The organism is Cryobacterium frigoriphilum, from assembly GCF_004403305.1.
Taxonomy (GTDB): Bacteria; Actinomycetota; Actinomycetes; order Actinomycetales; family Microbacteriaceae; genus Cryobacterium; species Cryobacterium frigoriphilum.
The window spans coordinates 1-25,484 of sequence record NZ_SOHE01000003.1; the positions used below are offsets into that span (position 1 = coordinate 1).

The window sequence follows — 25,484 nt, forward strand, 5'->3', positions numbered from 1 at the left end:
ATCGCCACCCGCTACGACAAGCTCGCACTGACCTACCGCGGCGGAGCTGTCCTCAGAGCCATAACTATTTGGTCGAAGGCATTAGGAGACACGCCCTAGGTGCGTAGCCGATGGAGAGAACGATTAAGACGGCTGCGGCGACGGCAGTTGCGATCAGCCAGCGGCGCGGGGTCCAGGTTCGAAGGTCAGTGAACAAGGTCGGGAACTTCGGCCGCAGCATCGGCCCGCGCAGGCAGCCGACACGAATATTCTCGAGTCATGCGCGCATAGAGAGCCCAGATCAGCAAAACAATGGACGCGGCGGCCAGATACGGCTGGACCGGCTCGAAGAATTGCATTGCCCCGGTTGTTCCCAGAGCGAGAAGAACCAATTTGTTGCAGACGGGGCACCCAACCGCGAAGAACGTCACCAGCCAGCCGGCCATGCCGGCACGGCCCGCTGCCCGACTGGACGTAGCGCCGGCCGGGTGTGCCACGTAGGTGGCAGTGACCAGACCCGCTAGAACCGCGCTGAGGATGAGCACCGGCCACGACCACCCGGTTGGCGGGATCTCTCTCGAAAACAATGGCGTGTCGATCAAGTCTGTCGGGATAGCAATGAAGACCACCGTAAAAAGCGCTGTGGCCACGGCAACCCACCAGCGACGTGAGGGCCAGTGACGCAGGTCCGCGCCGAGCCCGGCCAGCTTGCCGCGCCAAGGAACACGCCGTGATGATTCGTCTGTGCCGGTGCGCTGGTCACGCATGTGAATAGCCTCATTTACTTTTCATTGTGAAACGCTGCTGCCATTTTGAGTATACTTATACCCTAAGGGGTATCGTGATCTTAGACAAAACCAGCCGCGCATCCACCCACCAATAGGAGCACACCCTCATGGGAATTACTGAACCCGCGACCCACGCCAGCGACGATCTGCGCAAGACTCTTAATCGGCTCAAGCGCGCGCAGGGGCAGCTTGGTGCCGTCATCACAGCCGTTGAGTCCGGCGCTGATTGTCGTGCCGTGGTTACCCAGCTGGCTGCTGTCTCAAGTGCCATTGACCGCGCTGGGTTCACGATCATCTCGTCGGCGATGAAGGAGTGCCTCATTGATAGCGGCGCGGATGGGGAAAAAAAGCAGCTCAGTGTCAATGAGCTTGAAAAGCTTTTCCTGTCCCTCGCCTGACCTCGCTCGCGAGAGCTAGCCGGCGACGGCGCGAATCGCGACGTACACGGCGATGCAGAGCACAAGGATCGCGAAGCTTGTTTTGAGAACGCGGTCGGGGAGTCGTCGGCTGAGTCTGCCCGCGATGAGGGATGCCAGCATAGCGGTGCCCGCGAAGGCGCCGGTGACGGCCCAGTCGATCTGCACGTCGCTCAGGTGGGCGCTGAAGCCGGCGACCGAATTGATGACGATGATCACGAGGGACGTGCCGATCGTGACGCCCATGGGAAGTCCGAGCACGAGGGCCAGTGCCGGAACGATCAGAAACCCGCCGCCGACGCCGAGCAGCCCAGTCAAGAACCCGACCACGGTGCCCGTGGCCAGCGCACGGGGCAGACAACTGCGCCACCGGGTTCCGCCGCCAGGCAGCGCGCAAGGGCCGCTTGCGGCGGGGGTGGCAAAGAACATTCGCACACCGGCGATGACCATGATCACGCTAAAAGCGCCGAGCAGAAGCTGAGGGTCAACCAGTCGGTTTACGAGGGTGCCGAGGTAGGCGGTAGGAATGCCGGCGGCGCCGATAATGCCGGCCAGACGCCAGTTCACGCCGGTGCGCAGCCGCGGAAGCACAGCAACCGCCGACGCCGCTCCCACAACGATCAGCGAGGTTGGTATCGCCTCCTCGAGGGGTAACCCGACACCGTAGACCAAGGCCGGAACGGCCAGGATTGACCCGCCCCCGCCGACCAGGCCGAGCAGCGCACCCACGATCACTCCCAGAAGCAGCGCAGCCAGGATCATGCGTGCGGCTCCAACTGCGCGAGAACGTCACTCTTCGTGGGCTCGGAAACCGGGCGGTTCCAGGGCATCCACGACAGAATTCGGCCCAGCGTGCAACTGTTGGTGGCGGCCGACACCGTGAGGCCGGCGCCGATAACGCCGGCAAGAAGACGGAACTGGGGATGGATGAACCTTCCCGCCAGCACGCTCGCCAACACCAGGGATCCGGCCGTCATACGTACCTGTCGATCCATGGCCCACGTGGAGCGACCGCTGGTGATATCGCCGCCGGCGGCGGCATATCCCGCCACACCACCGGTCAACACCCGAGCACCGCTCAGGCCGGCTGCGTCAAGATTCTTTCGCGCTTCTTCCGCGCGTCGACCCGACTGGCACACCAGCACAACCCGGGGGGCCATCTGCGCCGCAAACTCTTCAGTGTGCTCTTTGAGCAGGTGCAGCGGAACGTGATACGAACCCCGGATATGCCGGGTTTCAAACTCCGAGCCATCCCTCACGTCGATGATCATCAGGTCGTCATGATGGAGAACCCATTGATGGAATTCATCTGCCCCAATTGGTGACGGGGAGGGGTTGACGGTGTGCGTGGTGTCAGAGATAGTGGATCCGTTTCAGTTTGGTGCGGGAGCGGAGCAATGCCGGGCAGCCCGGAGGCCTGCCACTGGGGCAGGCCTCTTACGATCGTGTCTGCCGTGACGCCAGCGTTGGTTAAGTGTTCGGCGGCGGCGTCTTTTCTATCAGGCTTTCACCGCGTATTGGGCGGCCCATGCGTTGTAGCCGCCGATGAGGTCGGTGACGTCCGAATGGCCAAGGTTCCGCAGTGCACTCGCGGCGACGCTTGAACGCCAGCCGCTGGCACAGTGGATGAGCACGGGTCCGGCGGGCACTTCGGCGTGGCGCTGGCTCAGCTCGGCCAGGGGAATGCGCAGCGAGCCCGGGATCGCGCCCTGCTCGACCTCGCCGGGGTTGCGTACGTCGAGGATCGTCGCGGCGGTGTCCCGGCGCAGAGCCTCAAAGTCGTCAAGCTCGACCCGCGCACCGACCTGCACCAACGGGCCGAGGTCGCTGAACGCCTGCGCCGGGTTTGTCAGATATCCGGCGACCCGGTCGAAGCCGATGCGGGCCAGTCGCATTCCGGCCTCCGCTTCACGGCCGGAATCGGCGATGATCACGATGGCGTCGTCGTGCTCGATGACCATTCCGGCCGTCTCGGAGAAGCGTCCGTCCAGCCCCACGTTAATAGACCCGGCCAGGTGCCCGAGGGCGAAGTCTTCGGGGCTGCGGGTTTCGAGAATGCGGGCCCCGCGCTCAACGGATGCGCGAACATCCGTCAGATTCAGCGGTGCCAGTTCACGGGTGGAACCGATGATGGCGTGATCGCTGCGGTTGATCATCGCGTCGACGGCGAAATAGCCGGGGATAGCGGGCTGACCGCTGCGGACCATCGTCACGAAGTCGTCTTCACTCATCGGCTGCACCGACGCGTTCGTGAGGCGCTGGTTGCCCATGGTGGATTCGAGCTCGTCGGAGAGGTTCTTGCCGCAGGCGGAACCAGCGCCGTGGGCGGGGAGAACACGCACCGCATCGGGCAAGGCGAGAAGCGTCGTGTGGATCGACGCGTACAGGGCGCGGGCCAGTTGGTCGGGATCGGCGCCGACGGATGCTGCCAGGTCGGGACGGCCCACGTCACCGATGAAGAGGGTATCGCCGGTGAGGACGGCATGGGGCACGGCATCGCTGGCGTGTTCACGAACGACGATGCTGATGGACTCCCAGGTGTGCCCGGGGGTGTCGAGAATTTCTAGCTCCACCTCTCCGAGCGAGATCTTCTCGCCATTGGCCAGGTGACGGATCTCATACTCGGTCTCGGCGCGGGCGCCGTAACCGATCCAGGCGCCAGTGGCTGCGGCCAGCTCGAGGTGACCGGCGACGAAGTCAGCGTGGAAATGCGTGTTGATCACGCCGATGATGGTCAGGTTGTTCTCCTGCGCATCGGCGACGTATTCGTCAATGTCGCGGCGGGGGTCCACGACGACGGCTTGACCGCTCGTCGGATCACCGACGAGGTAAGAGCCATGGGACAGGCAGTTGAGGTAGTACTGGGTCAAAATCATCGTGGCCTCCAAAGGTCGGGGCCCACCACGCCGACACGAGTTGGGGCGTGTAGTGGGTATGTGCCCCAGTCTCACACATACCCCATACGGTATGCAAGATACCCCTAAGGGTATAGTCTGTGCGTATGGCTACTACCGATCTCACCGAGACCACCTTTGACGCGACCATTGCCCAGAGTCCCATCGTGCTGGTCGATTTTTGGGCCGAGTGGTGCGGCCCGTGCCGCAGTTTCGCCCCGACATTCACCGCCGCGTCTGAAAAACACCCCGCAATCACTTTCGGAAAAGTCGACACCGAAGCCGAACAGGGACTGGCCGCAGCCGCGGGCATCCGCTCCATCCCCACGCTGATGGCGTTTCGGGACTCCGTACTCGTCTTTTCCCAGCCAGGCGCCCTCAACGCGTCCAGCCTGGAAGAGCTCATTGCCGGCGTCGAGAACCTCAACATGGACGACGTGCGCGCCAGCATCGCCGCCCGATAAACCTCGCGCTCTGTGAGAAACCGCATGACCGCTTCACAGCAGGATCACTTGCGCACGTCCCTGCCCCCGCGTCAGTAGAATACGCCCCGGGGTATAATTCTTTTAGCAGTTCACCTTATTGAATGGAGATCCATTATGTGTCGTTCCGTCACCTGCAAAGTGTGTCAAAAAACAACGTGGGCGGGCTGCGGTCAGCACGTTGATCAGGTAATGCGCGGCGTGCCACGCAGCCAGCAATGCGCCGGGCACGTGAAAGAAAAATCGACCGGATCATTCTGGTCCCGGCTACTCGGACGCTAACGGCGGTACCCACTCCTGCTCTCGACGCTCGACAACGCTGGCGAGACCGCCAACCGGACCACCGGCGCGGCTAACGGCTGACACGGCCGGGGGCGAGGACATCCTCGTTCCGCGGTCGGGTATGTGCGCAACCCCATGTCAGAAAGAGCGCCGCCGCGCGCTGCTTGACACAGAATCAGCGACACAGCCCTCACCGTGCTCTCGCGGGCCAGAGCGCGTATTAGTTGCTTCTGCTTTCTCCTTGGAGAGCGGCTAGCGCGGCGAGAAGGCGTTCATCGGCTTGATCAGCAACGTTCTGTATCCCCGGGGAATTGCTGAGCTGGACCATGGTTTGTGGGTTGATAGCTTGCACCGTGGTGGTAGTCGCTGACGGGCTTCGTCGGATCACGACGTTACACGGAAGCAGCAAGCCCATGTCAGGCTCCGCGGTGAGTGCCTGTTCGGCGAGGGCGGGGTTGCAGGCGCCCAGGATCAGGTAGTCGCCCAGTGCCTGTGCGCTTTCCACGCCGAGTTTCGTTTCGAAGGTCGCGTGGACGTCGATTTCGGTAAGAACGCCGAAGCCCTGGTTGGCTAGTTCTTCGCGCACTCTGGCGGCTGCTTCTTCGTAGGGCAGCGAAACGGTGATGGTGTGTGCGTAGTTCATTGGTTTCTCCTGATTCATTTTCCTGAATTGATGGTTGCGGCTACTGTCAGTTTGCGGTGATGACGCCCATCATTCCGCTGTCTTCGTGGTCGAGGATGTGGCAGTGGTACACGGTACGTCCGCTGAAGTCGTCAAACGCGACGCGCACGCGCACGGTGCTGCGTGCCGGGATGTTCACGACGTCCTGCCACATGATGGTTTTGACGGGCTGGCCTGACTGTTCAATGATCTGCATCGGCCACACGTGCAGGTGCATGGGGTGATCGAGCGGGCTGGTATTTGTCAGCATCCAGTCCTCCACGCTGTCGAATTGCACGGTCGTGTCGATCCGGGTGGCGTCGAATACCTGGCCGTTGATCGTGGCTGACATCATGCCTCCACCCATTCCGCCGCCCATGTTTCCACCCATGCCGCTGCCCGTGTCTCCGCCCATTCCCATCGCGAAGATCAACTCGCGTCGAGCGGTTACGGTAGCCGTGCGAAGGTCACGTGGAATGGGCTGGCCGGGTATGGCGGCGACTGTCGCGACATCGTCGCCGGTCACGATAAAGGAGGCCAGTGCGACGTCGTCGGCGGCAGTGGAGCTTCCGCCTCCAATCATCATTCCGCCGGACATACCTCGGTCATAGGTGTGCGCACGCAGTACGGAGGTGCCGGCCGTGCCGGTGACGAGAAGATCGGCCCGGTTCCCCGGGGCCAGCACGACCTCGTCGACGTCGTGCGCGGCTTCGAACCGTCCGGAGTCGATTCCGAGGAGGGACAGCTGCTGCCCGTCGAGGCGCAGCCGCAGGTAGCGGGACACGCAGGCATTTACGATGCGCCATCGTTCCCGCTCACCAGGGCGGGCAGTCATGCTGGGGGTGAGTTGACCGTTGACCAGGACGAGGTCCCCCTCGCGTCCGGACATTTTCTCCATCGCTGTGGCCGCCGGAATTGTTCCCGCGGAATCGAGGGTGATGTCGGAAATGACAAGGACACGTTCCCGGCTGGCCGGGATGGGGTCGGGGTCTTCGACAATAATGGCGCCGTAAAGCCCGCCGAATACCTGATCGGCCACGAAACCATGGTGGTGCGGGTGATACCAGTACACGCCCGGCGGGTGATTGGCGGGCAATTCGTACTGGTAATCAAAGGAGTCGCCGGCTGCGACGGTGACGAACATGTTGTCGCCGTTGTTCTCAGGCGAAACGTGGAGGCCGTGCACGTGCAGGTTGCTCGGATCTGCCAGCCCATTGTGAAGGCTGACGCTGAGGGTGTCTCCCGCTCGAACGCGCAGTGTGGGGCCGGGCACGCCACCGTTGTAACTCAGCGCACGCACATCACGACCAGCAATGGTCACCTGTTGGGGGGAAGACTCGAGATCAACGGTGAGAGTGCCGCTGACGCTTCGTAGCTCCGGGGGCTCGACGAGGTCGCTCCCGGACGGTATAGCCGGTGACGTCGTCGAGGAGTTCCGTTGATTGACGAAGAAACCCGTTCCGCCGACAGCCGTGGCCGCAATCCCTGCCCCGCCGAGGATCAGGGCGCTACGACGGCTAAGATCGGGCACTACCGGCCCTCCTCGAGCACCCGCAGCTGATCACGCAACTGCTCCGCCGTGAGCTCCCCTCGAGCGAAACGCTCTTCAAGAATCTGCCGGGCACTGGCGGAATCAGCTTGCCTCGGAGCGGGTCGCGTGTCATCGCTTCCGGATTTGTTCGACAGTAAACGAACAATGACATAAATGAGCACGGCGACACCTGCGATAGCTAGCAGGCCGAATCCCCAGGACCACCCCATCGTTCCGTTGTCCCACATCATGATGTGATTCCTCTCGTTATTCGTAACCACTCCAGTATACCTCTAGGGGTATCTGTTCTAGCTGGATGCCAGTCGAACACATTCAGATCGAATTGACGACCGGTGCTGGGGTCGCCACGCTAACGCACGTAGGAGAACAGTCCGATCATGCCGCGTTCAGCGTGGTAAGCGTTGTGGCAGTGGGCGATCCACTGTCCGGGGTTGTCGGCGTCAAATTCAAACGTGACGGTTTCTTTCGGGCGAACGATTACGGTGTCTTTGCGTGCGCCGTTGTTGCTCAGTTGGAAGCTATGTCCGTGCAAGTGCATGGGGTGCCACATGCTGGTGTCATTTACCATCTTGACCTGGACGCGTTCATCCAGACTGATATCAAAGGCGCCCGCGAACGGTTTCTTCATGTCGAAGCGTCGCCCATTGATGCCCCAGTCATACTTTCCCATGCTGCCGGTTAGACGCATGGTGTGGATGCGGTCGGGTTTCGTGGCGGTGAGGAGAACGGATTCGTCTGCGGTGAGACGCCCTCCGTCGGTGACTGTGCCGTCCAGGGTTGACGGAAGTGTGGCAGCGTCGGGGGCGGTGCCGCTACCGGTGCTGATGAGGCCGTAGGCGCGGCCGTCCTTCCCCTCGGGGATGGCCAGAAGCGGCGTATATCCGTCCTGAACGGTGAGGATCGCATCGATGCGTTCGCCCATGCCGAGCACGACCGCGTCGACATCCTCGTGTTGCACGGGGAACCCGTCCGTGTGCGTCAGGGTTATCTTCTGCCCCGGCACACCCACCCGGTAGGCGGTGTCTCCGGCCGCGTTAATGATCCGCAAACGTATGCGGTTGCCCGGTCGGCTCTGGAATACCTCCGCATCCTGCGTGGCCTTTCCATTGAAGAGGTGGGCTGGAATGCGTACATCCCCGGCGTCGCCACCCAGGTACGTGCTGCTGGCGCCCATGAGCATGTGGGTCATGGGCATATCCATTCCGGACATGTCCATACCCATGGATAGTTCGTCGAGAGCGTCTTCGGGGGTGCCGGTGATGCCGTCGAGCCAGTCGTCGAGCATGATGACCCATTCCTGGTCATACAGCAGAGGCTCTCGCGGGTCCTCGATGATGAGCGCGCCCGAGAGACCACGTTCGCGTTGCATATCCACGTGCGAGTGATACCAATAGGTGCCGGGGTGGTTAAGTCGAAACGTATAGTCAAAGTTGGCGCCCGGTTTGATCGCCGGTTGGGTAACAACCGGCACCCCATCGGCGTCATTGCGCAAAGCCAAACCGTGCCAGTGCACACTCGTCGATTCCGCGAGCGCATTGGCGACCTGGGCGTTGAGCGTATCCCCCGTTTTCGCGCGGATAACGGGCCCGTTGACCGCTCCGTTGTATCCCCAGGTGCTCAATGCGATGCCAGCGACGGTCGTGTCGAATACCCCGGCGCTGAGCTTCTGCGTGACCGTTGTTCCGTTCGAGGAGCGAGAATCTTCGTACTGTGAAACCAGCCGATCCGTTGGCAGGATGCGATCGACCGTCTTCGCCGCCGGTGATGGTGAGCAGGATGCCAGTGCTGCTGTGGCCGCTGTGGCCAGGGAAGCGCCGAGAAATGTGCGACGCGTAAGAGATGAGTTCATTATGTTTCCTTCAATCGATAATCGGGACGCCGAAGTCTTGACCAGCTCAGATGAGCGACAGGACGGCATTACGGCGGAGCGGCAATGCGGCCGATGGCGCGGCAAAGTTCCACTGCCAGGTACTGGCTCGGAACTCCATCACGGTCTAAACGCGACTGATCGACAGAAGGGTGAGGCTGGGACGGTGAATCGGTAAGCCAACGCTGCGCCATGATCCCAGAGTGACGCCACCGGTATCGAGCAGACGCCGACGCATAGCCGGAAGCCGACTCACGAAAAGTATGATGACGAGGGTGAGCAGCAGCATGCACGTCATCACGAACAGCGCGCAATCGAGCGTTCCATCACGGCTGCCGGAGGCGATCGCATCAACAACAGATGTGGCGGCGACAGCCGCCACGCCCATAACGTTTGCCTGTTGGCTGGCCGCTGCCGACGCACCGGGAACCGCTTGCATGGCATGCCCAGTGGCCTCGGAATGGAACGCGAAAACAGCAAAAAGCAGGGCGGCAAGAGCCAGCAGCGAAACGAAAGGCGACAGAGAGGCGGGTGCGACTATCCGTCGTACCGCGCGAACCAGCGTCATGTTACCTTCTGCTTTGTTCTCAGCCCAAGAGTGGACTGCCCACGTCAACTCTCACGGTATCGCATGGCCAGCTGGGAATCCTGAATGTAGGTTCAGCGGGACCGATGAATGGTGGATCATGCACTATTTTTCGTAGGCGACCGTCGTCATCATTCCTGATTCGGAGTGATACACGTTGTGGCAGTGCAGCATCCACTGTCCCGGGTTGTTCGCGTCGAAAATGACGGAGAGTGTTTGCCCGGGAACCACAATGGAGGTGTCCTTGCAGGGACCGCCGCCCAGATGCTGATAGGTGTGTCCGTGTAAATGCATCGGGTGCCACATTGTTGTTGTGTTCACGAAATCGATCCCGACGCGTTCACCGGCACGGATGATTCGAGCGTTGTCGAGTGGCTTGTCCATATCGAATGGGCGTTTGTCGAGCGCCCAGTCGTAGCTTGCCATGCCGCCCGTGAGACGCACGGTCAGTTGTCGGTCGATATCTTTGATGGGCAGCGCGAACTCCGCGTCGGCGACGAGCTGATCGGCTGTTCCGACCTGTCCGGTGAGTTCGGACACCGTGACGTTTGAGGAGGGTGCCATGGCCAACGACGCGGTTCGAACAACTGCAAACCCACGGGCCCTTTTTCCCTCTGCCTCGGCGACGAAGGGAAAGGCACCGTCGCCGAGCGTGACGAGCACGTCGTAGCGTTCGCCCATTCCGAGCAGGATGCTGTCGACGTCAACGTGCTCGACCGGGTATCCATCGGTGTGAGTGACGGTCATCCGGTGTGACCCGAGGGCAACGCGAAAGGCGGTGTCACCGCCAGCATTTATCAACCGGATGCGAATGCGCGCCCCCGAACGCGAACGGAAAGTCTCCGGATCGGCGGCAGGCCGACCGTTGACGAGGTAATGCGGATACTTCACATCACCGGCGTGCCCGCGGAGCAGAGAGGATCTCGCATTCTGCATTATGTTGCTCTGGCTGTTCGATGCGCCGCGCATGCCTTGGAAGAGCTCGGCAAGTATTTCGGGAGGCGTGGCGTTCACCCCATCGATCCAGTCATCGAGAACGACGACCCATTCGTCGTCATAGACCAACGGTTCGTGCGGGTCTTCGATGATTAATGCGCCCAAGAGGCCCCGGTCGCGCTGGGTTCCAACGTGCGGGTGAAACCAGTACGTGCCGGCATTGGGCGCCAAAAATTGATAGTTGAACTCGGACTGTGGAGGGATCGGATCTTGGGTGAGATGGGGTGCACCGTCCATGTCGTTTCGTAGTGCGATGCCGTGCCAGTGCACCGTCGTCGCTTCGGGCAGCTCGTTAACGACGCGGGCCGTGATCAGATCACCCTGGGTGGCACGAATCGTTGCGGCCGGAAGTGCGCCGTAACTCCAGGTCGTGGCGAGGGTGCCGGCCAGATCGACGGTGGTCTCGCTGGCTCGAAGCTCGACCTTGACTGAATTCCCCGACGAGAGCCTACGTTTCTCCGCAGCCCGAACGGCAGCGGACTGCGGCGAAAGCAATTGTGGCTGCGGGCTGCACGCGGCAAGAGCAAGAAGCGCCGCCGCGGAGAGCCCGGCTCCGACCACCGTTCGCCTGGATAGTGTGGCCGGTGAGAACAAATTGGTAATGGCTGGCACACGGGTCATTCGCGACGAACCGGGACCTTGTTGCGAATGCCCACGACGACGAAAGTCAGGGCTGCGATGAACTGGGCTGCGAGCCAGCCCCTGCCTTCGAGCGGTATCACCACGACCGGGTTCCAGAGCACCGCAATGGGTACCAGAAGCACCAGCAACCACCATGTTTTGGCCTGAATAACAAAGACGCAGAGGATGAGCGCGAGAATACTGACGGCGTATCGGATGATGGTGAAGCCTTCCCCATCGATGAGCACGAACCCGGCCAAGAGCACCAACGCTCCCAACAAGCCCGGCGCAAGCCCAGAGCGCACGAAAGTTGGTGCGGCTGGGGTGCCAAAGGCACGTTTCTTGGTGCTTTTGGTTCTTTTATTGCTCTTGGTGCTCATATTTTTCAGCCTATCGAGAAGGGAGAATGGAAAAATCGAACAGTGATCACCCTTGAAATCACGTGATGGTGACGCGGTGAGATTGCGGCGATGCGACCCGTCGAATCGAACAAGGTGGCAGGAATTTAGCCCAGGGTGACTGCTCGAGCGCTCATGAAGAGTTGAGAATCCACGCGTGCACCTGATTAGAAACCGAGTGGACGGGTCACCGCCAACGCAGGAGCCATCTCATGGCGCGGGCGCAAATTCGGGTCTAGACGCGACTGACTGAAAGCAGAGTGAGGCTGGGGCTGGGAACCGGCGAAGCGATGGCGTGCGCGGTAATGCGAGTTACGACTGCGGCGGGGAAGAGTTGCCGAGTTAGCGTCGATATCGCGGTCCAGAATACCAATGCAACAAGACCAAGGAGAAGAACGCAGGTTAGGGCGAGCCACGTGCCATCGCTTGTCCCATAGTGGGCGCTCGACGATACCAGAACGGACTCCGGAGCGGCCTCGACGAGACCGATCGTGCCCACTGCGAGGTCACCGGCTGACACCGACCATGCTAATGACAGCAGCGGCGTCGGAAGATCATGACCGGTGGCCGCTGAATGAACGGCGAATAGGCCGGCCACTAGCGCCGCCAACGCGAGGAGCGTTATGAAGAAGGAGAAAGGAACGGCGGGGACGATCGTGCGCGCACTGCGATTCAGCGTCATGCCACCTCCATTCTCGTCATTAGCTCACAGTCGATTGATTGGTTGCACTAGTCGCAGAGTACCTCACCGTGAGTTTGGCAACTTGAATACCCATGTTGGTCGACCGTCGCGTCAGGCTGTCACGGCCGGTGATTCGGTGTCGCGAATGGGTGCTGATGGGGTCCAGACGCGGGCGGCAGTGACCGCTGCTGCCGTTCCCAGCGCGGCCAGCAGAAGGGCTGTTGGGGCGAGGCCGAGCAGGGCGCCGAGTACTCCGGCTAGGGGATAGGTCACGATGAAGCAGGCGTGAGACAGCGAGAACTGTGCGGCAAAGACCGCGGGCCGAGTGGTCTCGTCGGAGGAACGGCGCAGCAAGCGGGCCGATGGGGTGAGGATCAGCGCGGTGGCGGCGCCAAGTACGAACCAGATCACGAGCAGACCAGACCAAGTCACGGCTGTCGCTGGAGCGAGAACAACGAGGGCCAGGGCGATGAGTCCGATAGGTAGAACGGCGCAGCCGAGCAGCATGACGCGGCGGTCGGTGAAGCGGTCGAGTACCCGTGGTAACGCCAGTGCGACCAGCATCGACCCGAATCCGTAACACGCTAGGGCGATCGCAAAGTCGGACTGGGCGCGACCAAAGTGGCTCTGCACGAGCACGACGGTGTTCACGATGACCATGCCGGTCGAGGCGGCGACGACCATATTCATCGCGAGCAGGGCCCGCAGTTCCGGCGTGTGCCCAAAGACGCGGACGCCACGGGTGAGGCGCTCCCAAAAGGGCGCCGGAACGGATGCTCGGTGGGCCGGCAATGTGGCCGAGAGCACGAGCAGGGCGGAGCCGACGAATCCGACCACGGTTCCCACGAATAGGGAATGGTAGCTGATCACGGTCAACAGCGCGGCGGCCAGAATCGGGCTCAGCAGCGACTCGAGGTCATATGCCAGTCGGGAGAGCGACAAGGCCCGGGTGTACTCACTTTCCTCCGGCAGAACCTCCGGAATCAGAGCTTGAAATGCCGGGGTGAAGGTTGCCGAGGCAGCCTGAAGCACGAAGATGAGTACATAAATCTGCCAGGCCTCGGTGACGAATGGTAGCGAAAGTGCGACGATCGCGCGGAGCACATCCGCTGAAACGAGCAGGGTCTTTCGCGGGACGTGGGCGGTGAGCGCGGAGATCACCGGGGCGATGCCGACATAGGCGAGCATCTTGATGGTCAGCGCGATGCCGAGCACGATGCCGGCGTCGCCGCCGGCCAGGTCGAACGCGAGCAGGCCCAGGGCCACGGTGAGCAGTCCGGTGCCGATGAGCGCCACGATCTGCGCGCTGAACAGTCGGCGATAGGTTCGGTTGCGCAGGACCTCAAGCATGAGGGGTGTCCTCCGGGGCAGTGACCATCTGTTCCAGCGGGCGGCTTGGAGTCGGAGCTTGGTGCCAGGCATTTGTGCGAAGCAGTCGCAGACCGTTGAGGGCCACGATCACGGTGGAACCTTCGTGGCCGGCCACGGCTAGGGGGAGGGGCAGCGTCGAGATGAGGTCCCAGGTGACGAGTACGGCTATGAAAGTCCCCGCGATGACGAGGTTGGCCACGACAAACCGGTGCGCTTTCCGCGAGAGTTCGATGACGCTCGGGATCGCAGCGAGTTCGTCACGAATGATTACGGCGTCGGCGGTCTCGAGCGCGAGGTCAGAGCCGTGGCGTCCCATCGCGATGCCTACGCTGGCCGACGCGAGGGCGGGGGCGTCGTTTACGCCGTCACCGACGATCAGCACCGGGATACCACCGCCCTCGAGCCTCCGCACCATGGCCGCTTTGTCTTCGGGGAGCAGGCGGGAGCGCACTTCGGTAATGCCAGTGCGAGCCGCGATATCGGCCGCGGTGCGCTGGTTATCGCCGGTGAGTAGGTGAACCGGGTGTTGGGTTATGGCTGCCGTTCGAGCGACCGCTATTGCGGCGTCCGGGCGGAGCGCGTCCTCCAAGGTCAGGGTTCCGGCGAGTTGGCCGTCGACCAGTACTTCGACGACCGTACCGATCGTGCCGGCGCGTTCGCCACGCGCTTGCACGACACGCACGACTTGTCCGTCGACACTGCCTTGGACACCTTGTCCGGGAATGGCCCGAAAATCACTCGCCGGGGTCACCGTTGTTTCGGCAGCGCGCACGACTGCGCGACCGAGGGGATGCTCGCTGTGGTGCTCGACCGCAGCGGCGAGATTTAAGACCGCCTGCGCGCTGCGCTCAGTGGCGGGGGTGACCTCGACGAGGATAGGAGCACCTTCGGTGAGGGTTCCGGTCTTGTCGAAGGCCACCAGCTGAGTACGCCCTATCGCCTCCATTACGGTGGCGGACTTGACGAGGATGCCGTGGCGAGCGGCGTTGGCGATCGCAGCCAGCAGCGGAGGCATCGTTGACAGGACGACCGCGCACGGGGACGCAACGATCATAAAAGTAATCGCGCGCAGGAGGGCGCCGCGAAAATCCTCGCCGAACAGCAGCGGCAGCGCAAACACGACGAGGGTCGCGATGACCACGCCGAGCGAGTAGCGCTGCTCGACCTTCTCTACGAAAAGCGCACGGGTCGATTTCGTCTCGGATGCTTCGGCGACGAGGGACACCATGCGGGCAATGACCGACTCGCTTGCCGGGCTCGTGATCTGCACGGTCAGCGCGCCAGTGCCGTTGACAGTGCCGGAGAGCACGTTGTGACCGGGCTCGCGGCGCACGGGAACGGACTCTCCCGTCATGGCGGCCTGGTCGACCTCGCTGATGCCCTCGATGACGATGCCGTCGCCTCCGATCCGCTCGCCGGGACGGACGAGGATGAGGTCCCCAACACGGAGGTCTGCCGTGTCGACGATGACGAGGTCGTCACCGGTCGCCGATCGGGTGAGGCGGCTGGCTTGTTCGGGCGCCAGGGAGAGCAGACTGCTGACTGAGTCGGCGGTCCTCTGGGTGACGAGGGCTTCGATCGCTCCGCTCGTGGCGAAGATGACGATGAGGAGAGCGCCGTCGAAAACCTGGCCGATGGATGCTGCGGCGATCGCGGCGACGATCATCAACAGATCCACGTCGAGGACCTTGGCGTGCAGGGCTGAGATTCCGGCCCACGCCGGCTCCCACCCACCAGCGAGGTAGCACGCGAGATAGATCGTCCACCATACGGGCGCGGGTGCGCCAGCGAGTTGCAGGGGCCAGGCGATGAGGAACAGGAGCAGCGCAAGGCCAGCCCAGCGAACCTCGGGCAGGCGACCGCCCGCGCGGAAGATCGATGGTGGCTTCGCGAGGACGCGGCCACCCGTGCGAATTGGCGCGTCGACTAGCGTGTTCGTCATGCGCTGGCAGCCTCCGCGCTGGTCGATGCAAGGTCAGCGTGGTGATGGCGAGGCGTGCCGCCAAGGCTGTGCTCGGCCTGGAAGATCGCGTCGCGCACCAGCTGCGCGGCATGCTCGTTTTCGAGGCGATAAAAGATGCGCGTGCCCTCTTGACGCGTCGAGACGATGCGTGCCAGGCGCATTTTCGCCAGGTGCTGCGACACCGACGCGGGAGTCTTGTCGACGATATCGGCAAGATGATTCACCGACAGCTCTCCCGCGTCTCGAAGCGCGACAATCAGACGTACCCGGGTGGCATCCGCCAGCATAGAGAAGATCTCTACGGCCAGTTCTACGAAGTCACTTTCGGGAAGACGACCACATATCTGCTTATCTGCATCCATACGCAAATAGTAGCAGACACGCATCCTGTCTTTTTGAAACTATGCACCGGGACAGTTTCTGAATCCAGATTCAATGCGCGGCGGCCTCGTCAAGCCTCGCAGGGGGCCTGGATCTCGCGTGACATGCAGACACTGTCGCATTCAGTGGGCAAGGGGAGAGCCGGCAATTGAGAGGATGCCGCCAGCGACGATGCCGAGAATAAGTACGGATGCTGCTCCCGTGACGGCGGAGCCAGCTGCCCAGCGGCGTCGCACACGTGCTGCGGCAGCGGCCGGTGACGCAGCCGACGGGGAGAGCGGAATTGCAACAGCGCGGGAGAACATCGGTGCCAACCAGCGCAGGTAATAGAACAGGCTCGCCACGCTATTGATCACGGCGATGACCACGAGCCAGACGAGGCCTCCGTCCCAGGCGGCGGCGAGCGTGGTGAGTTTGCCGATGAATACGATGGTCGGGGGTGTTCCGACGAGGCCGAGCAGGCTCACGATGAGGGCGCCGGCAAGCCAGGGGTGGGTCCTGGCCGCCCCGCGATAGTCGGTGAGGGTGCGACGAGTGGGAAGTGCCGCGACCACCGCGAAGGCGGTGAGGTTGGTGGCGGCGTAACCAGCGAGATAGAGCAGCAGCGATGGCAAGGCGAGGTCGCTGCGCCCGGCGACCGCGACTGGCAGCATGAGGTAGCCGACCTGGCTCACGGTTGACCAACCGAGCAGTCGGCGAACGTCGTCTTGCCAGAAGGCGGCCAGGTTTCCGAGCGTCATGCTGGCAGCTGCAAGAAGCCCGACCAACAGTGGCCAGTCGATGCTTGCCGGGATGATGTCGAGCAGCCGGTAGGCCGCAATGAGAGCGCCGACCTTGGGAACGGTGGTGAGGAAGGCTGCGACAGCCGTGCCGGACGCCTGCGTCGCGTCCGGAATCCAGAAGTGGCCCGGCACACCGCCAGCCTTGAACATCAGGCCGCTGAGCACCCCGACGACTCCGACGGCCACGGCGGCAGCCGGGGCATTGACCAGAGCGGGTTCCAACTGGCGATACGAGGTGCCTCCGCCGACTCCGAACAGCACGGTGACGCCCAGCATCATCATGATTCCGAGCAGCGCGCCGAGCAGATACGTTTTCATTGCGGCTTCGGCGGCACGAGGGGAACGACTCATTCCGATTAGGGCATATAACGGGATCGAGGTGAGGAGGTACCCGGTTACGAGGATGAGGAGGTCGCTTGCGCCGGACAGGAGCATGGCGCCGAGGGCGGCGAGAAGTAGCAGGGCGTAGCTCTCGCTTTCCCGACGCGTACCACTGAGCTCCTCGATTCCGAGCACGATGACGAAGATCGTTGCTAGGGCAATGATGATTCGGCCGAAACCGGAGCCGACGTCCACGGCGAAGCTCGCCTCAAAAATCGTCGTCGACGGCTGCGCCATTCCGACCGCGGCGGCGAGGGCACTCGCCATCAGCGCCAGAATGGCGATCCACCGGGTCGTGAACTGATGCTTCCGAGGGAGGAATGACCCGGCGAGGAGCGCGATGATCGCCCCGCCGAGCACGAACACTTCCGGCAGGAGGGAGAGCGTGTCCACCGCTTCGTTCACGGGCAGCTACCGGCCGACCAGGTTGACGACGACGGATGCCGCGGGCTCGATGACATCGAGGAGGAACCGCGGGAACACCCCGATGACTACCGAGAGAACAAGCAGCGAGCCGATGGAGAGTGTCTCGGTTGTGTTCAGGTCGCTAAAGCCGGTGGATAACCCGCGCGTTTTGCCCGTGAGTAGACGCTGCGACGCGAGGAGAAACAGCGCTGCGGTGATGAGGATGCCGGGGAGTGCGAGCAGGCTCAGCGGCACGGTTCCGATGCTGCCAGCGAAAATCTGGAATTCGGCGATGAATCCGCTGAAGCCTGGCAATCCGAGGGACGCGAAGGCGGCGACGGCGAAGAATGCCGCGTACCGGGGTGCCGGTGCCGCGAGCCCGCCGAATGCATTGAGGTCGTAGCTCTTTCGTCGTTCGTACAGCACGCCGGCGAGGAGGAAAAGTGCGCTGGTGATCAGGCCATGGCTGACCATCTGCACGACAGCACCGGTGACGGCGAGCTGTTGCGCCTGGGCGGAGCTGTCGCTGACGACGCCAGCAGCGCCGACGGCTAGAACGATGTAGCCCATGTGGTTGACCGATGTGTAGGCAATCATCCGTTTAACGTCGGTCTGGGCCAGGGCAACGAGCGCACCATAGAGCACCGACACGATACCAACGACGATGATGACCCAGGCCCAGGATCGCCACGCGTCGGGAAGTAGGGGCATCGCGATGCGCACGAAACCGTAGGTGCCCATTTTCAGTAGCACACCGGCCAGCACGGCAGAGCCGATGGCGGGGGCATCGGTGTGAGCCGGGGGTAGCCAGGTATGGAAGGGAAACGTAGGTGTCTTGATCGCGAGACCGATGAGAATGGCAGCGAGCACGAAACCCCCTGCAACGGGGTTGTTCTGAAAGGGGGGGAGACTGGGCGAGCTCGACCATATCGAAGGTGTGCGGGTCGGCGCCAAGATACAAGCCGATGAAACCGAGCAGCAGGGCCAGGGACCCGAGGAACGTGTATAGGAAGAACTTCAGGGCTGAGCGCGCGGCGTTGCCATGGCCCCAGCCGGCGATGACGAAGTACATGCCGACCAGTGACAGGTCGAAGAAGACGAAGAACAGGATCAGGTCCTGCGCGGCGAACACGCCGAGGCAGGCCGACTGAAGAAAGAGGAAGAGAGCGGCCTGCGGCCTGGGCCGGTCGTTCTCCCTGAGGGCATAGACCGCGCAGGCGGCGAAGATCACGGCGGTGAGAGTGAGCAACGGAAGGGACAGGCCGTCCACTCCGAGGTGGTAACTACTGCCAACACTCGGCATCCACTGCAACTGTTCCTCGTACGCGAGGTCGCCCGGTTTCGGGCTGTCAAAGCCGATCCACATTCCCACCAGCAGCGCGAGATCGATAAGAGCGATCCCCAGCCAGGCCCACCGCGCTACCTGGTCCGGAACCCGGGGCACGATAACGAGGATCACCGCGGCCAGTACCGGCAGGAAGACGATAAGACTGAGCATGGATTACCTCATAACGGGAAGGAGGAGAACGAGAAGGAGGATGACGGCGACAGTAAGAGCGACGGTGATTTGTGCGTAATACTGATGCAGTTGGCCCGTTTGGGGACGCCGGGCGATCACGCCGAAACGGCGCGCGGTATCGGCGATAGCCTCGACTGCCGCATCCACACCGTCAGTGTCTGCCCGGGCCGCAGCGGAACCGGTGACGATACCGCCGCGTGCCGCCGCAGTCACTGCCGCATCCAGCCCGTGGTCATCGAACCAGCCGAGTCGACTGGCCCCGCGCACCGCTGTACGCGCCGCAGTGTGGATTCCGCGATCAAGCACTGCGTCATCGAAACGGGCGAGACGTTGGCTCACAAGAAGCACCGGGTCAACGACCACGACCCGGGTCATCCGCTCGAGCCCCAACCAGTTCGCGGCCCACACAGGCCGAGGCATCCGCTTCCAGGCCACCAAACCGAGCACGAGGAGTGCCAGCATGGCCGAGCCGACCAGTTCGAGGGCGCCTGGCCGCGGATCTGATTCTGCTCCGAGCACACCCCGCACCCAGCCGCCGACCGGCGGCAGGGCGAGCACCCCCAAGAGCGCCGCGCCCGCCGCCAGGACGATAAGCGGCACCCGTTCCCAGACGCCGATGTGCCGCGTGCCGCGCTGCTCGGTGTCGTACTCATCCTCGGCATTCGTTAGCGGGTGGCGCCAGACGATGATGAGAGCCTTGCCAGCATATGCCGCGGCGAGTGCGGCGGCTGCCAAGCCCACGACATACAGGACCGTACTGGTTTCCAAGGCACCGGCCAGGAGCTGATCCTTCGTCGCCCACAGAGCCAGAGGGGCTATTCCGGCTAGGGACAGGGTGCCGACGGCGAACGTCACTCCGATCAGCGGCCAGCGGCGAGCGGCGCCCTGGAGCGCTGGCAGTTGCTTGGTGCCGAGCGCCGCGAGCCAGGCGCCCACCGCGAGAAACAAGAGCGCTTTCGTTGAAGCGTGGGCGATCAGGTGGGCCGTCCCGCCCGCCACTGAGCCGACGCCGGCAGCCAGCACCACGAAACCGAGCTGGGCTGCAGTGGATGCCGCTAGGAGCTGTTTAAGATCTTGCTGCGCGATTGCGACCGCGCCGAGCAGCAGAGCGGTCAGGGCTCCCACCCACGCTGTGGTCGTCGCAGCCCAGCCGGTGGCTTCCAACAGCGGAGCGAGTCGCAGCAGGAGGTAGCCGCCCATCGCCACCATCGCCGCCGAATGCAGGAGGGCGCTGACCGGGCTTGGGCCTTCCATCGCCCGGGAGAGCCAGAAGCTGAAGGGCAGTTGGGCTGCCTTGCCGAATGCGGCCATCAGAATTCCCGCGGCGATGATGTGACGCCAGGGGGAGGGAGCCGCAGCCAGGTCAGCGAGTCCCAATCCGGCGCCGCCAGCCACGGCGGCTCCGGCCGCGAGGTAGAGGCCGAGGTCGCCGAACCTGGTCGTGATGAACGCGGTCAGTCCGGCACCGACCCGGTTGTCCTCCCGCCAGCGGAAGCCAATCAGCGCGTAAGATATAGCGCCCATAATCTCCCAAGCGAACAACAGAGCAGGAGTCGTAGTGGCGGTCGCCGTCACCGCAACGGCCGCCGCAAAGATGAGCATCAGCCCATGGAAGCGCGCCGGCGATTCCGTTCCCTCAGCGGCCGCGAAGACCAAAACCATGAGGGTGATAACCGCGACCGTCGGCACGATCAGGGCCGAGAGCCCATCGACGGCGAGTCCGAAAGTGGCTCCGGCCACGAATGGGACTTCGACGGACGGCCGGACGGAGGCTACGACGAACGCCGACGCCACGGTGAGACCAGCGGTGCCAAGCGACACCGGAACGGCGACCAGGTTCGCACGCCGCCCCGTGACGCAGAGCGCGATTCCCGCAAGAGCGGGCAGACCGAACAGAATCCACAGCGCCGTCACGCCCCATGCGCTTACTGCTGCGGCGCTCATCCGGCGAGGTCCGTTGCAGAGTCGGTCATGTCTGATCCCCGGGAACGATGCAGCAGAGTGGCAACGGCGAACCCCATCGCCATTTCCACGGTCATCGCCGCGATCACCACGAGCAGGAGCACCTGTCCGTCCGGGACCGGCGTCAGAAACCACCAGAATGCGGCGACCGCGAGGATGACGCCGTTGAGCATGAGTTCCAGCCCCATCATCACCATGACGACGACTTGCTGGGAGAGCGCGCCATAGAGCCCGACGCAAAACAGTGCCGCGGCGACGATCAGGACGAGCTGCAGGGTCATCGCCCCAACCCGCCCTGCTGCGGGTCGTCGGGCGTTGTTCGATTCAGATCGTCGCCCCACCGGTCGTAGCGGCCACGGGGGTTTGCGAGCACGAGAGCAGCGACGATCGTGGCAAACAGAATCGGACTCACGGTAAGCATCACGAGCATCTTGGATCCCATAATGGCCTCGCCGAGGGATGCGGTCAGGTCGGCGGCCGGCGAACCGTTGCGTGCCGGCCAGGGAATGAGGAGTGCGCCACCGGCCAGCAGGATAAAGGTACCAACGGCGAGGATCGCCGACCATCGTTTGTTATGCACCATGCTCATTGGCATGAGGGCAGGGTTCATTCCCATGAACATGATCATGTAGATCGCCATGATGGCCATCTCCATCACCATCATGAGAATCGTGATGACGCCGATGTAGTCGAGATCAAACATCAGCAACATCACGCCGACGGCGACGAAGGACACAGCCAGGGCGTAGGTTGCCCGCGCCATGGAGTCGACGCGGAAGACGGCGATTCCCGAGGCGAGCGCGATGATCGCCAGCGCGGAGAAAACAATGACGGACAGCATCCTCAGCCCCTCACCGCGACAACGATCGAGACAATGAGCGTCTGCAGCAGAACGGCCGGCAGCACGATTATCCAGGCGACTTCGGCAAGGCGTTCGGGACGCACCGCCGGCATGCGATGCCGCAGGGCGACGAACGCTGCAAGCAATAGCAGGGTTTTCACCAGCGTCCACAGCCAGCCGGGCGATAGCGGTCCGGCCCCACCGCCGAGAAAGAGGGCAACGGCGAAAGCCGCGCCTGTCGTGAGCAGAGCATAGCGTCCGGCGAGAATCAGCAGCCGGTCCACGCCGGATACCTCGGACAGGATCCCGCCCGCGATGTCTCCGCTCGCGGATGTCGCAAAGGGTCCCCAGTTGGAAAAAGCGACGACACTCAGGCAGAAGACGACGAAGGCGATCGGCATCCAGACAACGAACCACAGCTCCTGTTGCGCAGCGACTACATCGCTCACCCGCAGGCTATGCGCTGCGACGGCTGGGGTGACCAGTGCGAACATCAGTGGCAACTCATAGGAGACGGCCTGTGCGAGAAACCGGTAGCCGCCCACCAGCGAGTGGGCGCTGTTGGCACCCCAGCCGATCAGCCACACCAGCGCCCACACCAGGACGTCCATTGTGTTGAACCAGACAACCCCGACCGGTATATCAGCCAGAACCCACGGACCCAGCGGGATTACGGCGGTCTTCAGCACCGCGATCACCACGAGGCCGGCGCAGCCGATGCGCCAGAGGAGAACATCGGCCGCGACGGTCGTGCGACGTCGCTGGCGCATCAGACGGGCGATCTCGAACACCGGGATGGCTGCTCCTGAACGGCACGACCGGCCCTCGGCGCGCGAGACGAGGATCCCATTGAGCGTGGCTCCAGCCAGGGCAAGCAAGCCGAGCACGACCGGAGCAAACAGCGCCCAAGCAGGATTCACCTCGACGATGTCACTCATGTGCGCGGCTTCGGAATCTAGGTGACGGGGTCGTCTCGATTGCCAGAGCGGCAACGATGAGCCGCGCGGTTGCGACATCCCTGCCGTTGAGCAGTCGCGGAATCTCGCTCAGCTGGCTGCGCTGCAACGCCAGGGCGTCCTGCAGCTCGTACGCCCCTTCAGCCGTGTCGTCTCGGGGAGCTGTGTCATCTCGGGCAATGCGGCGCGCCTCGTCGAGCCAGCTGATGAGGCGGCCTCGCACCGTCGCGGATTCGCGTGGCCCCATTCCGTCCTGCGCGTGGGCGCGTGCGTCGCCGACCGTGATGCCTTTCAGCGTCCAGCGCAAAGCCCAGGAACGGCCGACGCTCTGCGCCAGCTGGTCGAGATCGGCCGCCGCGTCGACCAGTGCCATGCCCGACGCCACAGCGTCGCGAATCCTTCGTGCGCGGTCTGCCGCAAACGACCATCCGGCCAGAGCGAGCACCTGCACCGCGGCATCAGAACAACGGATGACCGCCAGCCGTCGCTCGTCGTCCGCCGACCGGCGGCTGTCGCCCCCGACCGGGCCGTCACCGCTCGGTTGCGCAGCCGCGGGCAGGACCTCCGCCTCAGCGCTGACGATCACATCGCCATGGAGCACGCAGCGCACTACGAGGCCGGCGGGCCAGTGGGGGAGCGCCGGGCCCAGAGGTACATGAAGCACATCCATTTCGAGGCCGTCGCGATCGGGTGCGCCGTCGGCCAGAGGAATCCCTCCCGGCATGGGCATGTCCATGTCCATCTTGTGCTCGGTCGGTTCGTCGACGCTACCGTGCGCGGACGCATCACGTGGTTCCGCCGGCTGGCGCGAGCGGGTGCGCGCATCGCTGTGCTGTCTGCCGTCATCGAGGAGCTCTTCCGCGGCCCGTTCCAGAGTTGAGGCGACATCGCTGGCGCTGATCACCGCTGCTCGCGCCCGTGGACCGGGAAGCTGGGACCAGAGGCGATCGCACACGGACCCGAGCTCCTGTCCCGGCGCCCCGCAGACCAACAGAACGTCGGCATCCGCCGGGGATGTTGCGGGCACCCAACCTCGACGAGCAAGCTCCGCTTCAACGCGCATACGGGTTTCACCCCAGCCGGGAACTTCGAGCACGAGCACGTGCACTCGGCGGGTGGCGTGTCTCGCCAGGCTGCTTCTTAGAGCCACGCTTCTTAGACCCACCGCAGCGCACCCTCTCGCCAGGCCCAGACGACACCGACCATGAGCACACCGAGGAAGACGAACATCTCTATCACGGCGCTGATTCCCTCTTGTGCGACGACCAGCGCCCACGGGTACATGAAGAGCATCTCCACGTCAAAGGCGAGAAAAAGCAGGGTCAGTGGGTACCACCTCGCGTGGTACCGGGACAGGGCATGTTCCTCCGGCACCCAGCCGGAGAGGAACGGCATCCGTTCAAGTGGGTCGGCGGCCACGGCGGTGTACCGCGCCACCAGGTAGAGGCCGCCCACTGTCAGCAGCGCGACTGCGAGAAGAAAGGCGATGCTGATGTAGGTGGACACGCGCCTCCCTCCCGCCATTCCTCGGTCTCACGGCCTTATCAGGTCGGCGTGTTCTCCAACCTAGTCCGAGTGAGCTGCTGCGGATATTTCAGACAGTGGCCCTTCTGAAAATGAGGGGGTAAAACATTGAGCCCACTATCGGAACTTCGATGCTCAGTACCTTCCACAACCCTACGTGGACGCCCCCGGATCCGTCACGTTTGACTGTTTCTGCATCGCTTGCGATACGGAGACTAAATGACTGGTTGTGTGACAGTTTCTGTCCTCCTCAAAAGCGCAATCACTCTGCCGTGTAATCGAACGTATAGATGATGCGTGTCGAGCATGGGTTGAGTGCCCGTTAGCCGAACCCTCAACGGGCCTTCGGGGAAGTCGCGTTTCATTGCGCCAGGGTCGCGGGTCGCTATGGCGACTTTGCGTTGGGAGTCGCACCGACTGCTCCGATAGCGTTTCCGGCAACTTGGAGACCGGATATCCACCCAGCCCGCTAAGTTGAAGCCAACATCGGAATGATCCGATCTCGTTCGCAAACAAGCCAGGCTCGACCGCCACATGCAGAAAGAGTAGTCGATGTCGAAACGCTCAATCGCAATCACGACCACGACAATCACGCTCGCTGCCGCCGTCATTGTGGCCGGTCTCTGGGTCACAGGCGGCGACCCGCTGCGTGGGATTCAGGAACTCGTCGCGCCACGATCGACTATGACGGTGGAAAACGTGTTCAACGGCTTCGAAGGACAACCGGACCTTCCCGTCACCAATCCCCAGGACATCACAGCCGAGGCGTGTTCCGACGAGGTCAGATGCTCCCAAGCCGTCCGAGCGGACCAAATCACTGTCTACCGGTTCGAGGACCGAGACGATGCCGAAGGGTTCACAGCCGCTCTCGGCGATAACGGATACCAATCCGACTGGATCGTCCTCGAATACCAAGGTGCGAAGTACGACACCGACTCGGCGGAGAGTAGCTACGCCACAGTCTTCGACGGGACTTGGACAAGCGAGTAATGCTTTAGCCGGGAGAGATTCGACCCTGCAGACGACTTCACGCTAGGACAATGAGCGGAAAGACGAGGCACCCCGCGAGTGATCAGTCGGTTCACTCGTCGGGTCGGATCTCACGCCCTCGATGTTTGCATTAGCCGCCCGTAAGCCGGACGGTGACCGGGACACGAGAATGGCCGAGGAGCGCCGATGAGGATCCGCGTAGTTC

Annotated in this window: 26 protein-coding genes and 1 pseudogene; 3 read left to right on the forward strand and 24 right to left on the reverse strand. The window is 63.0% G+C overall.

Going from position 1 to position 25,484, the window contains the following annotated elements; translation table 11 throughout:
• Positions 1-185 precede the first annotated feature (185 nt).
• Positions 186-746 (reverse strand): hypothetical protein, encoded by a 561-nt coding sequence (locus E3T55_RS00360; RefSeq protein ID WP_241992757.1) that lies wholly within the window; start codon positions 744-746, stop codon positions 186-188.
• A 128-nt stretch (positions 747-874) separates the two neighbouring features.
• Here E3T55_RS00360 and E3T55_RS00365 point away from each other — a divergent pair, with 128 nt between their 5' ends.
• The gene (locus E3T55_RS00365; protein WP_134517600.1) at positions 875-1,165 is read left to right on the forward strand and encodes a metal-sensitive transcriptional regulator; all 291 of its coding nucleotides are present in this window, start codon (positions 875-877) and stop codon (positions 1,163-1,165) included.
• Positions 1,166-1,180: 15 nt separating this feature from the next.
• On the opposite strand, the gene E3T55_RS00370 is transcribed toward E3T55_RS00365, so the two are convergent.
• The 3 genes from E3T55_RS00370 to E3T55_RS00380 form a co-directional block, all read right to left on the reverse strand.
• Positions 1,181-1,945: a sulfite exporter TauE/SafE family protein gene (locus E3T55_RS00370; RefSeq protein ID WP_134517601.1), complete on the reverse strand. Its 765-nt coding sequence runs from the start codon at positions 1,943-1,945 to the stop codon at positions 1,181-1,183.
• Complete coding sequence (locus tag E3T55_RS00375) at positions 1,942-2,544, reverse strand: rhodanese-like domain-containing protein (RefSeq protein WP_338145113.1); 603 nt, start codon at positions 2,542-2,544, stop codon at positions 1,942-1,944. Before E3T55_RS00375 ends, E3T55_RS00370 begins: the two co-directional genes overlap by 4 nt.
• Positions 2,545-2,682: 138 nt before the next feature.
• Positions 2,683-4,059, reverse strand: coding sequence for an MBL fold metallo-hydrolase (locus E3T55_RS00380; RefSeq protein ID WP_134517603.1), 1,377 nt, complete (start codon positions 4,057-4,059; stop codon positions 2,683-2,685).
• Between the two features lie 125 nt (positions 4,060-4,184).
• Between E3T55_RS00380 and E3T55_RS00385 the strand changes: the two genes are divergently transcribed.
• Positions 4,185-4,541, forward strand: a complete 357-nt coding sequence (locus tag E3T55_RS00385; protein ID WP_134517604.1) for a thioredoxin family protein — start codon at positions 4,185-4,187, stop codon at positions 4,539-4,541.
• Positions 4,542-5,061: 520 nt separating this feature from the next.
• Here the strand turns inward: E3T55_RS00385 and E3T55_RS00390 are convergent.
• The 20 genes and pseudogenes from E3T55_RS00390 to E3T55_RS00480 all read right to left on the reverse strand — a co-directional run bounded on the left by E3T55_RS00390 (position 5,062) and on the right by E3T55_RS00480 (position 24,271).
• A complete protein-coding gene (locus tag E3T55_RS00390) occupies positions 5,062-5,484 on the reverse strand; it encodes a DUF302 domain-containing protein (RefSeq protein ID WP_134517605.1) in 423 nt (140 codons plus the stop codon).
• A gap of 46 nt (positions 5,485-5,530) precedes the next feature.
• Entirely contained in the window at positions 5,531-7,033 is a 1,503-nt protein-coding gene (locus E3T55_RS00395) for a multicopper oxidase family protein (protein ID WP_134517606.1), read from the reverse strand.
• Positions 7,033-7,284, reverse strand: coding sequence for an SHOCT domain-containing protein (locus E3T55_RS00400; RefSeq protein ID WP_134517607.1), 252 nt, complete (start codon positions 7,282-7,284; stop codon positions 7,033-7,035). Before E3T55_RS00400 ends, E3T55_RS00395 begins: the two co-directional genes overlap by 1 nt.
• 119 nt (positions 7,285-7,403) lie before the next feature.
• Positions 7,404-8,903 carry a multicopper oxidase family protein gene (locus E3T55_RS00405; RefSeq protein ID WP_134517608.1) on the reverse strand — a complete coding sequence of 500 codons (1,500 nt, stop codon included), beginning with the start codon at positions 8,901-8,903 and terminating at the stop codon, positions 7,404-7,406.
• 145 nt (positions 8,904-9,048) lie between these two features.
• Positions 9,049-9,489, reverse strand: a complete 441-nt coding sequence (locus E3T55_RS00410) for a hypothetical protein (protein WP_134517609.1) — start codon at positions 9,487-9,489, stop codon at positions 9,049-9,051.
• Positions 9,490-9,612: 123 nt separating this feature from the next.
• Positions 9,613-11,124 (reverse strand): multicopper oxidase family protein, encoded by a 1,512-nt coding sequence (locus E3T55_RS00415; RefSeq protein WP_134517610.1) that lies wholly within the window; start codon positions 11,122-11,124, stop codon positions 9,613-9,615.
• A complete protein-coding gene (locus E3T55_RS00420) occupies positions 11,121-11,504 on the reverse strand; it encodes a DUF6804 family protein (protein WP_134517611.1) in 384 nt (127 codons plus the stop codon). Before E3T55_RS00420 ends, E3T55_RS00415 begins: the two co-directional genes overlap by 4 nt.
• Before the next feature lie 253 nt (positions 11,505-11,757).
• On the reverse strand, positions 11,758-12,204 hold the full coding sequence (locus tag E3T55_RS00425; protein WP_134517612.1) for a hypothetical protein: 447 nt from the start codon (positions 12,202-12,204) through the stop codon (positions 11,758-11,760).
• Between the two features lie 111 nt (positions 12,205-12,315).
• Positions 12,316-13,554 (reverse strand): MFS transporter, encoded by a 1,239-nt coding sequence (locus E3T55_RS00430; protein ID WP_134517613.1) that lies wholly within the window; start codon positions 13,552-13,554, stop codon positions 12,316-12,318.
• The gene (locus E3T55_RS00435) at positions 13,547-15,517 is read right to left on the reverse strand and encodes a heavy metal translocating P-type ATPase (protein ID WP_134517614.1); all 1,971 of its coding nucleotides are present in this window, start codon (positions 15,515-15,517) and stop codon (positions 13,547-13,549) included. Before E3T55_RS00435 ends, E3T55_RS00430 begins: the two co-directional genes overlap by 8 nt.
• The gene (locus E3T55_RS00440; protein ID WP_134517615.1) at positions 15,514-15,900 is read right to left on the reverse strand and encodes an ArsR/SmtB family transcription factor; all 387 of its coding nucleotides are present in this window, start codon (positions 15,898-15,900) and stop codon (positions 15,514-15,516) included. Before E3T55_RS00440 ends, E3T55_RS00435 begins: the two co-directional genes overlap by 4 nt.
• A gap of 141 nt (positions 15,901-16,041) precedes the next feature.
• Positions 16,042-17,475 (reverse strand): NADH-quinone oxidoreductase subunit N, encoded by a 1,434-nt coding sequence (locus E3T55_RS00445; RefSeq protein ID WP_134517616.1) that lies wholly within the window; start codon positions 17,473-17,475, stop codon positions 16,042-16,044.
• A gap of 18 nt (positions 17,476-17,493) precedes the next feature.
• Positions 17,494-18,357, reverse strand: a complete 864-nt coding sequence (locus tag E3T55_RS00450; RefSeq protein ID WP_255455366.1) for a complex I subunit 4 family protein — start codon at positions 18,355-18,357, stop codon at positions 17,494-17,496.
• A gap of 121 nt (positions 18,358-18,478) precedes the next feature.
• A pseudogene (locus E3T55_RS21050) lies at positions 18,479-18,985 on the reverse strand (proton-conducting transporter transmembrane domain-containing protein); the annotation flags it as partial.
• A gap of 3 nt (positions 18,986-18,988) precedes the next feature.
• Positions 18,989-20,950 carry a proton-conducting transporter transmembrane domain-containing protein gene (locus E3T55_RS00455; RefSeq protein WP_134517617.1) on the reverse strand — a complete coding sequence of 654 codons (1,962 nt, stop codon included), beginning with the start codon at positions 20,948-20,950 and terminating at the stop codon, positions 18,989-18,991.
• Positions 20,947-21,249 (reverse strand): NADH-quinone oxidoreductase subunit NuoK, encoded by a 303-nt coding sequence (gene nuoK / locus E3T55_RS00460; RefSeq protein WP_134517618.1) that lies wholly within the window; start codon positions 21,247-21,249, stop codon positions 20,947-20,949. The genes E3T55_RS00455 and nuoK overlap by 4 nt, the downstream gene beginning before the upstream one ends.
• Entirely contained in the window at positions 21,246-21,809 is a 564-nt protein-coding gene (locus E3T55_RS00465; protein WP_134517619.1) for an NADH-quinone oxidoreductase subunit J, read from the reverse strand. The genes nuoK and E3T55_RS00465 overlap by 4 nt, the downstream gene beginning before the upstream one ends.
• 2 nt (positions 21,810-21,811) lie before the next feature.
• Positions 21,812-22,747 carry a complex I subunit 1 family protein gene (locus E3T55_RS00470; RefSeq protein ID WP_134517620.1) on the reverse strand — a complete coding sequence of 312 codons (936 nt, stop codon included), beginning with the start codon at positions 22,745-22,747 and terminating at the stop codon, positions 21,812-21,814.
• Positions 22,740-23,669 (reverse strand): hypothetical protein, encoded by a 930-nt coding sequence (locus E3T55_RS00475; protein WP_134517621.1) that lies wholly within the window; start codon positions 23,667-23,669, stop codon positions 22,740-22,742. Before E3T55_RS00475 ends, E3T55_RS00470 begins: the two co-directional genes overlap by 8 nt.
• 251 nt (positions 23,670-23,920) lie before the next feature.
• Positions 23,921-24,271, reverse strand: a complete 351-nt coding sequence (locus tag E3T55_RS00480) for an NADH-quinone oxidoreductase subunit A (RefSeq protein WP_241992759.1) — start codon at positions 24,269-24,271, stop codon at positions 23,921-23,923.
• 570 nt (positions 24,272-24,841) lie between these two features.
• Here E3T55_RS00480 and E3T55_RS00485 point away from each other — a divergent pair.
• Complete coding sequence (locus E3T55_RS00485; protein WP_134517623.1) at positions 24,842-25,279, forward strand: hypothetical protein; 438 nt, start codon at positions 24,842-24,844, stop codon at positions 25,277-25,279.
• Positions 25,280-25,484 lie beyond the last annotated feature (205 nt).

What these genes read in the sequence shown, in the direction of transcription:
- E3T55_RS00420 (WP_134517611.1), bottom strand. Translation starts at nt 11,504, where the DNA reads ATGAGCACCAAGAGCAATAAAAGAACCAAAAGCACCAAGAAACGTGCC.
- E3T55_RS00365 (WP_134517600.1), top strand. Translation starts at nt 875, where the DNA reads ATGGGAATTACTGAACCCGCGACCCACGCCAGCGACGATCTGCGCAAG.
- E3T55_RS00370 (WP_134517601.1), bottom strand. Translation starts at nt 1,945, where the DNA reads ATGATCCTGGCTGCGCTGCTTCTGGGAGTGATCGTGGGTGCGCTGCTC.
- E3T55_RS00380 (WP_134517603.1), bottom strand. Translation starts at nt 4,059, where the DNA reads ATGATTTTGACCCAGTACTACCTCAACTGCCTGTCCCATGGCTCTTAC.
- E3T55_RS00425 (WP_134517612.1), bottom strand. Translation starts at nt 12,204, where the DNA reads ATGACGCTGAATCGCAGTGCGCGCACGATCGTCCCCGCCGTTCCTTTC.
- E3T55_RS00405 (WP_134517608.1), bottom strand. Translation starts at nt 8,903, where the DNA reads ATGAACTCATCTCTTACGCGTCGCACATTTCTCGGCGCTTCCCTGGCC.
- E3T55_RS00360 (WP_241992757.1), bottom strand. Translation starts at nt 746, where the DNA reads ATGCGTGACCAGCGCACCGGCACAGACGAATCATCACGGCGTGTTCCT.
- E3T55_RS00440 (WP_134517615.1), bottom strand. Translation starts at nt 15,900, where the DNA reads ATGGATGCAGATAAGCAGATATGTGGTCGTCTTCCCGAAAGTGACTTC.
- E3T55_RS00410 (WP_134517609.1), bottom strand. Translation starts at nt 9,489, where the DNA reads ATGACGCTGGTTCGCGCGGTACGACGGATAGTCGCACCCGCCTCTCTG.
- E3T55_RS00455 (WP_134517617.1), bottom strand. Translation starts at nt 20,950, where the DNA reads ATGAGCGCCGCAGCAGTAAGCGCATGGGGCGTGACGGCGCTGTGGATT.
- E3T55_RS00435 (WP_134517614.1), bottom strand. Translation starts at nt 15,517, where the DNA reads ATGACGAACACGCTAGTCGACGCGCCAATTCGCACGGGTGGCCGCGTC.
- E3T55_RS00485 (WP_134517623.1), top strand. Translation starts at nt 24,842, where the DNA reads ATGTCGAAACGCTCAATCGCAATCACGACCACGACAATCACGCTCGCT.
- E3T55_RS00385 (WP_134517604.1), top strand. Translation starts at nt 4,185, where the DNA reads ATGGCTACTACCGATCTCACCGAGACCACCTTTGACGCGACCATTGCC.
- E3T55_RS00400 (WP_134517607.1), bottom strand. Translation starts at nt 7,284, where the DNA reads ATGATGTGGGACAACGGAACGATGGGGTGGTCCTGGGGATTCGGCCTG.
- E3T55_RS00390 (WP_134517605.1), bottom strand. Translation starts at nt 5,484, where the DNA reads ATGAACTACGCACACACCATCACCGTTTCGCTGCCCTACGAAGAAGCA.
- nuoK (WP_134517618.1), bottom strand. Translation starts at nt 21,249, where the DNA reads ATGACCCTGCAGCTCGTCCTGATCGTCGCCGCGGCACTGTTTTGCGTC.
- E3T55_RS00430 (WP_134517613.1), bottom strand. Translation starts at nt 13,554, where the DNA reads ATGCTTGAGGTCCTGCGCAACCGAACCTATCGCCGACTGTTCAGCGCG.
- E3T55_RS00470 (WP_134517620.1), bottom strand. Translation starts at nt 22,747, where the DNA reads ATGAGTGACATCGTCGAGGTGAATCCTGCTTGGGCGCTGTTTGCTCCG.
- E3T55_RS00465 (WP_134517619.1), bottom strand. Translation starts at nt 21,809, where the DNA reads ATGCTGTCCGTCATTGTTTTCTCCGCGCTGGCGATCATCGCGCTCGCC.
- E3T55_RS00415 (WP_134517610.1), bottom strand. Translation starts at nt 11,124, where the DNA reads ATGACCCGTGTGCCAGCCATTACCAATTTGTTCTCACCGGCCACACTA.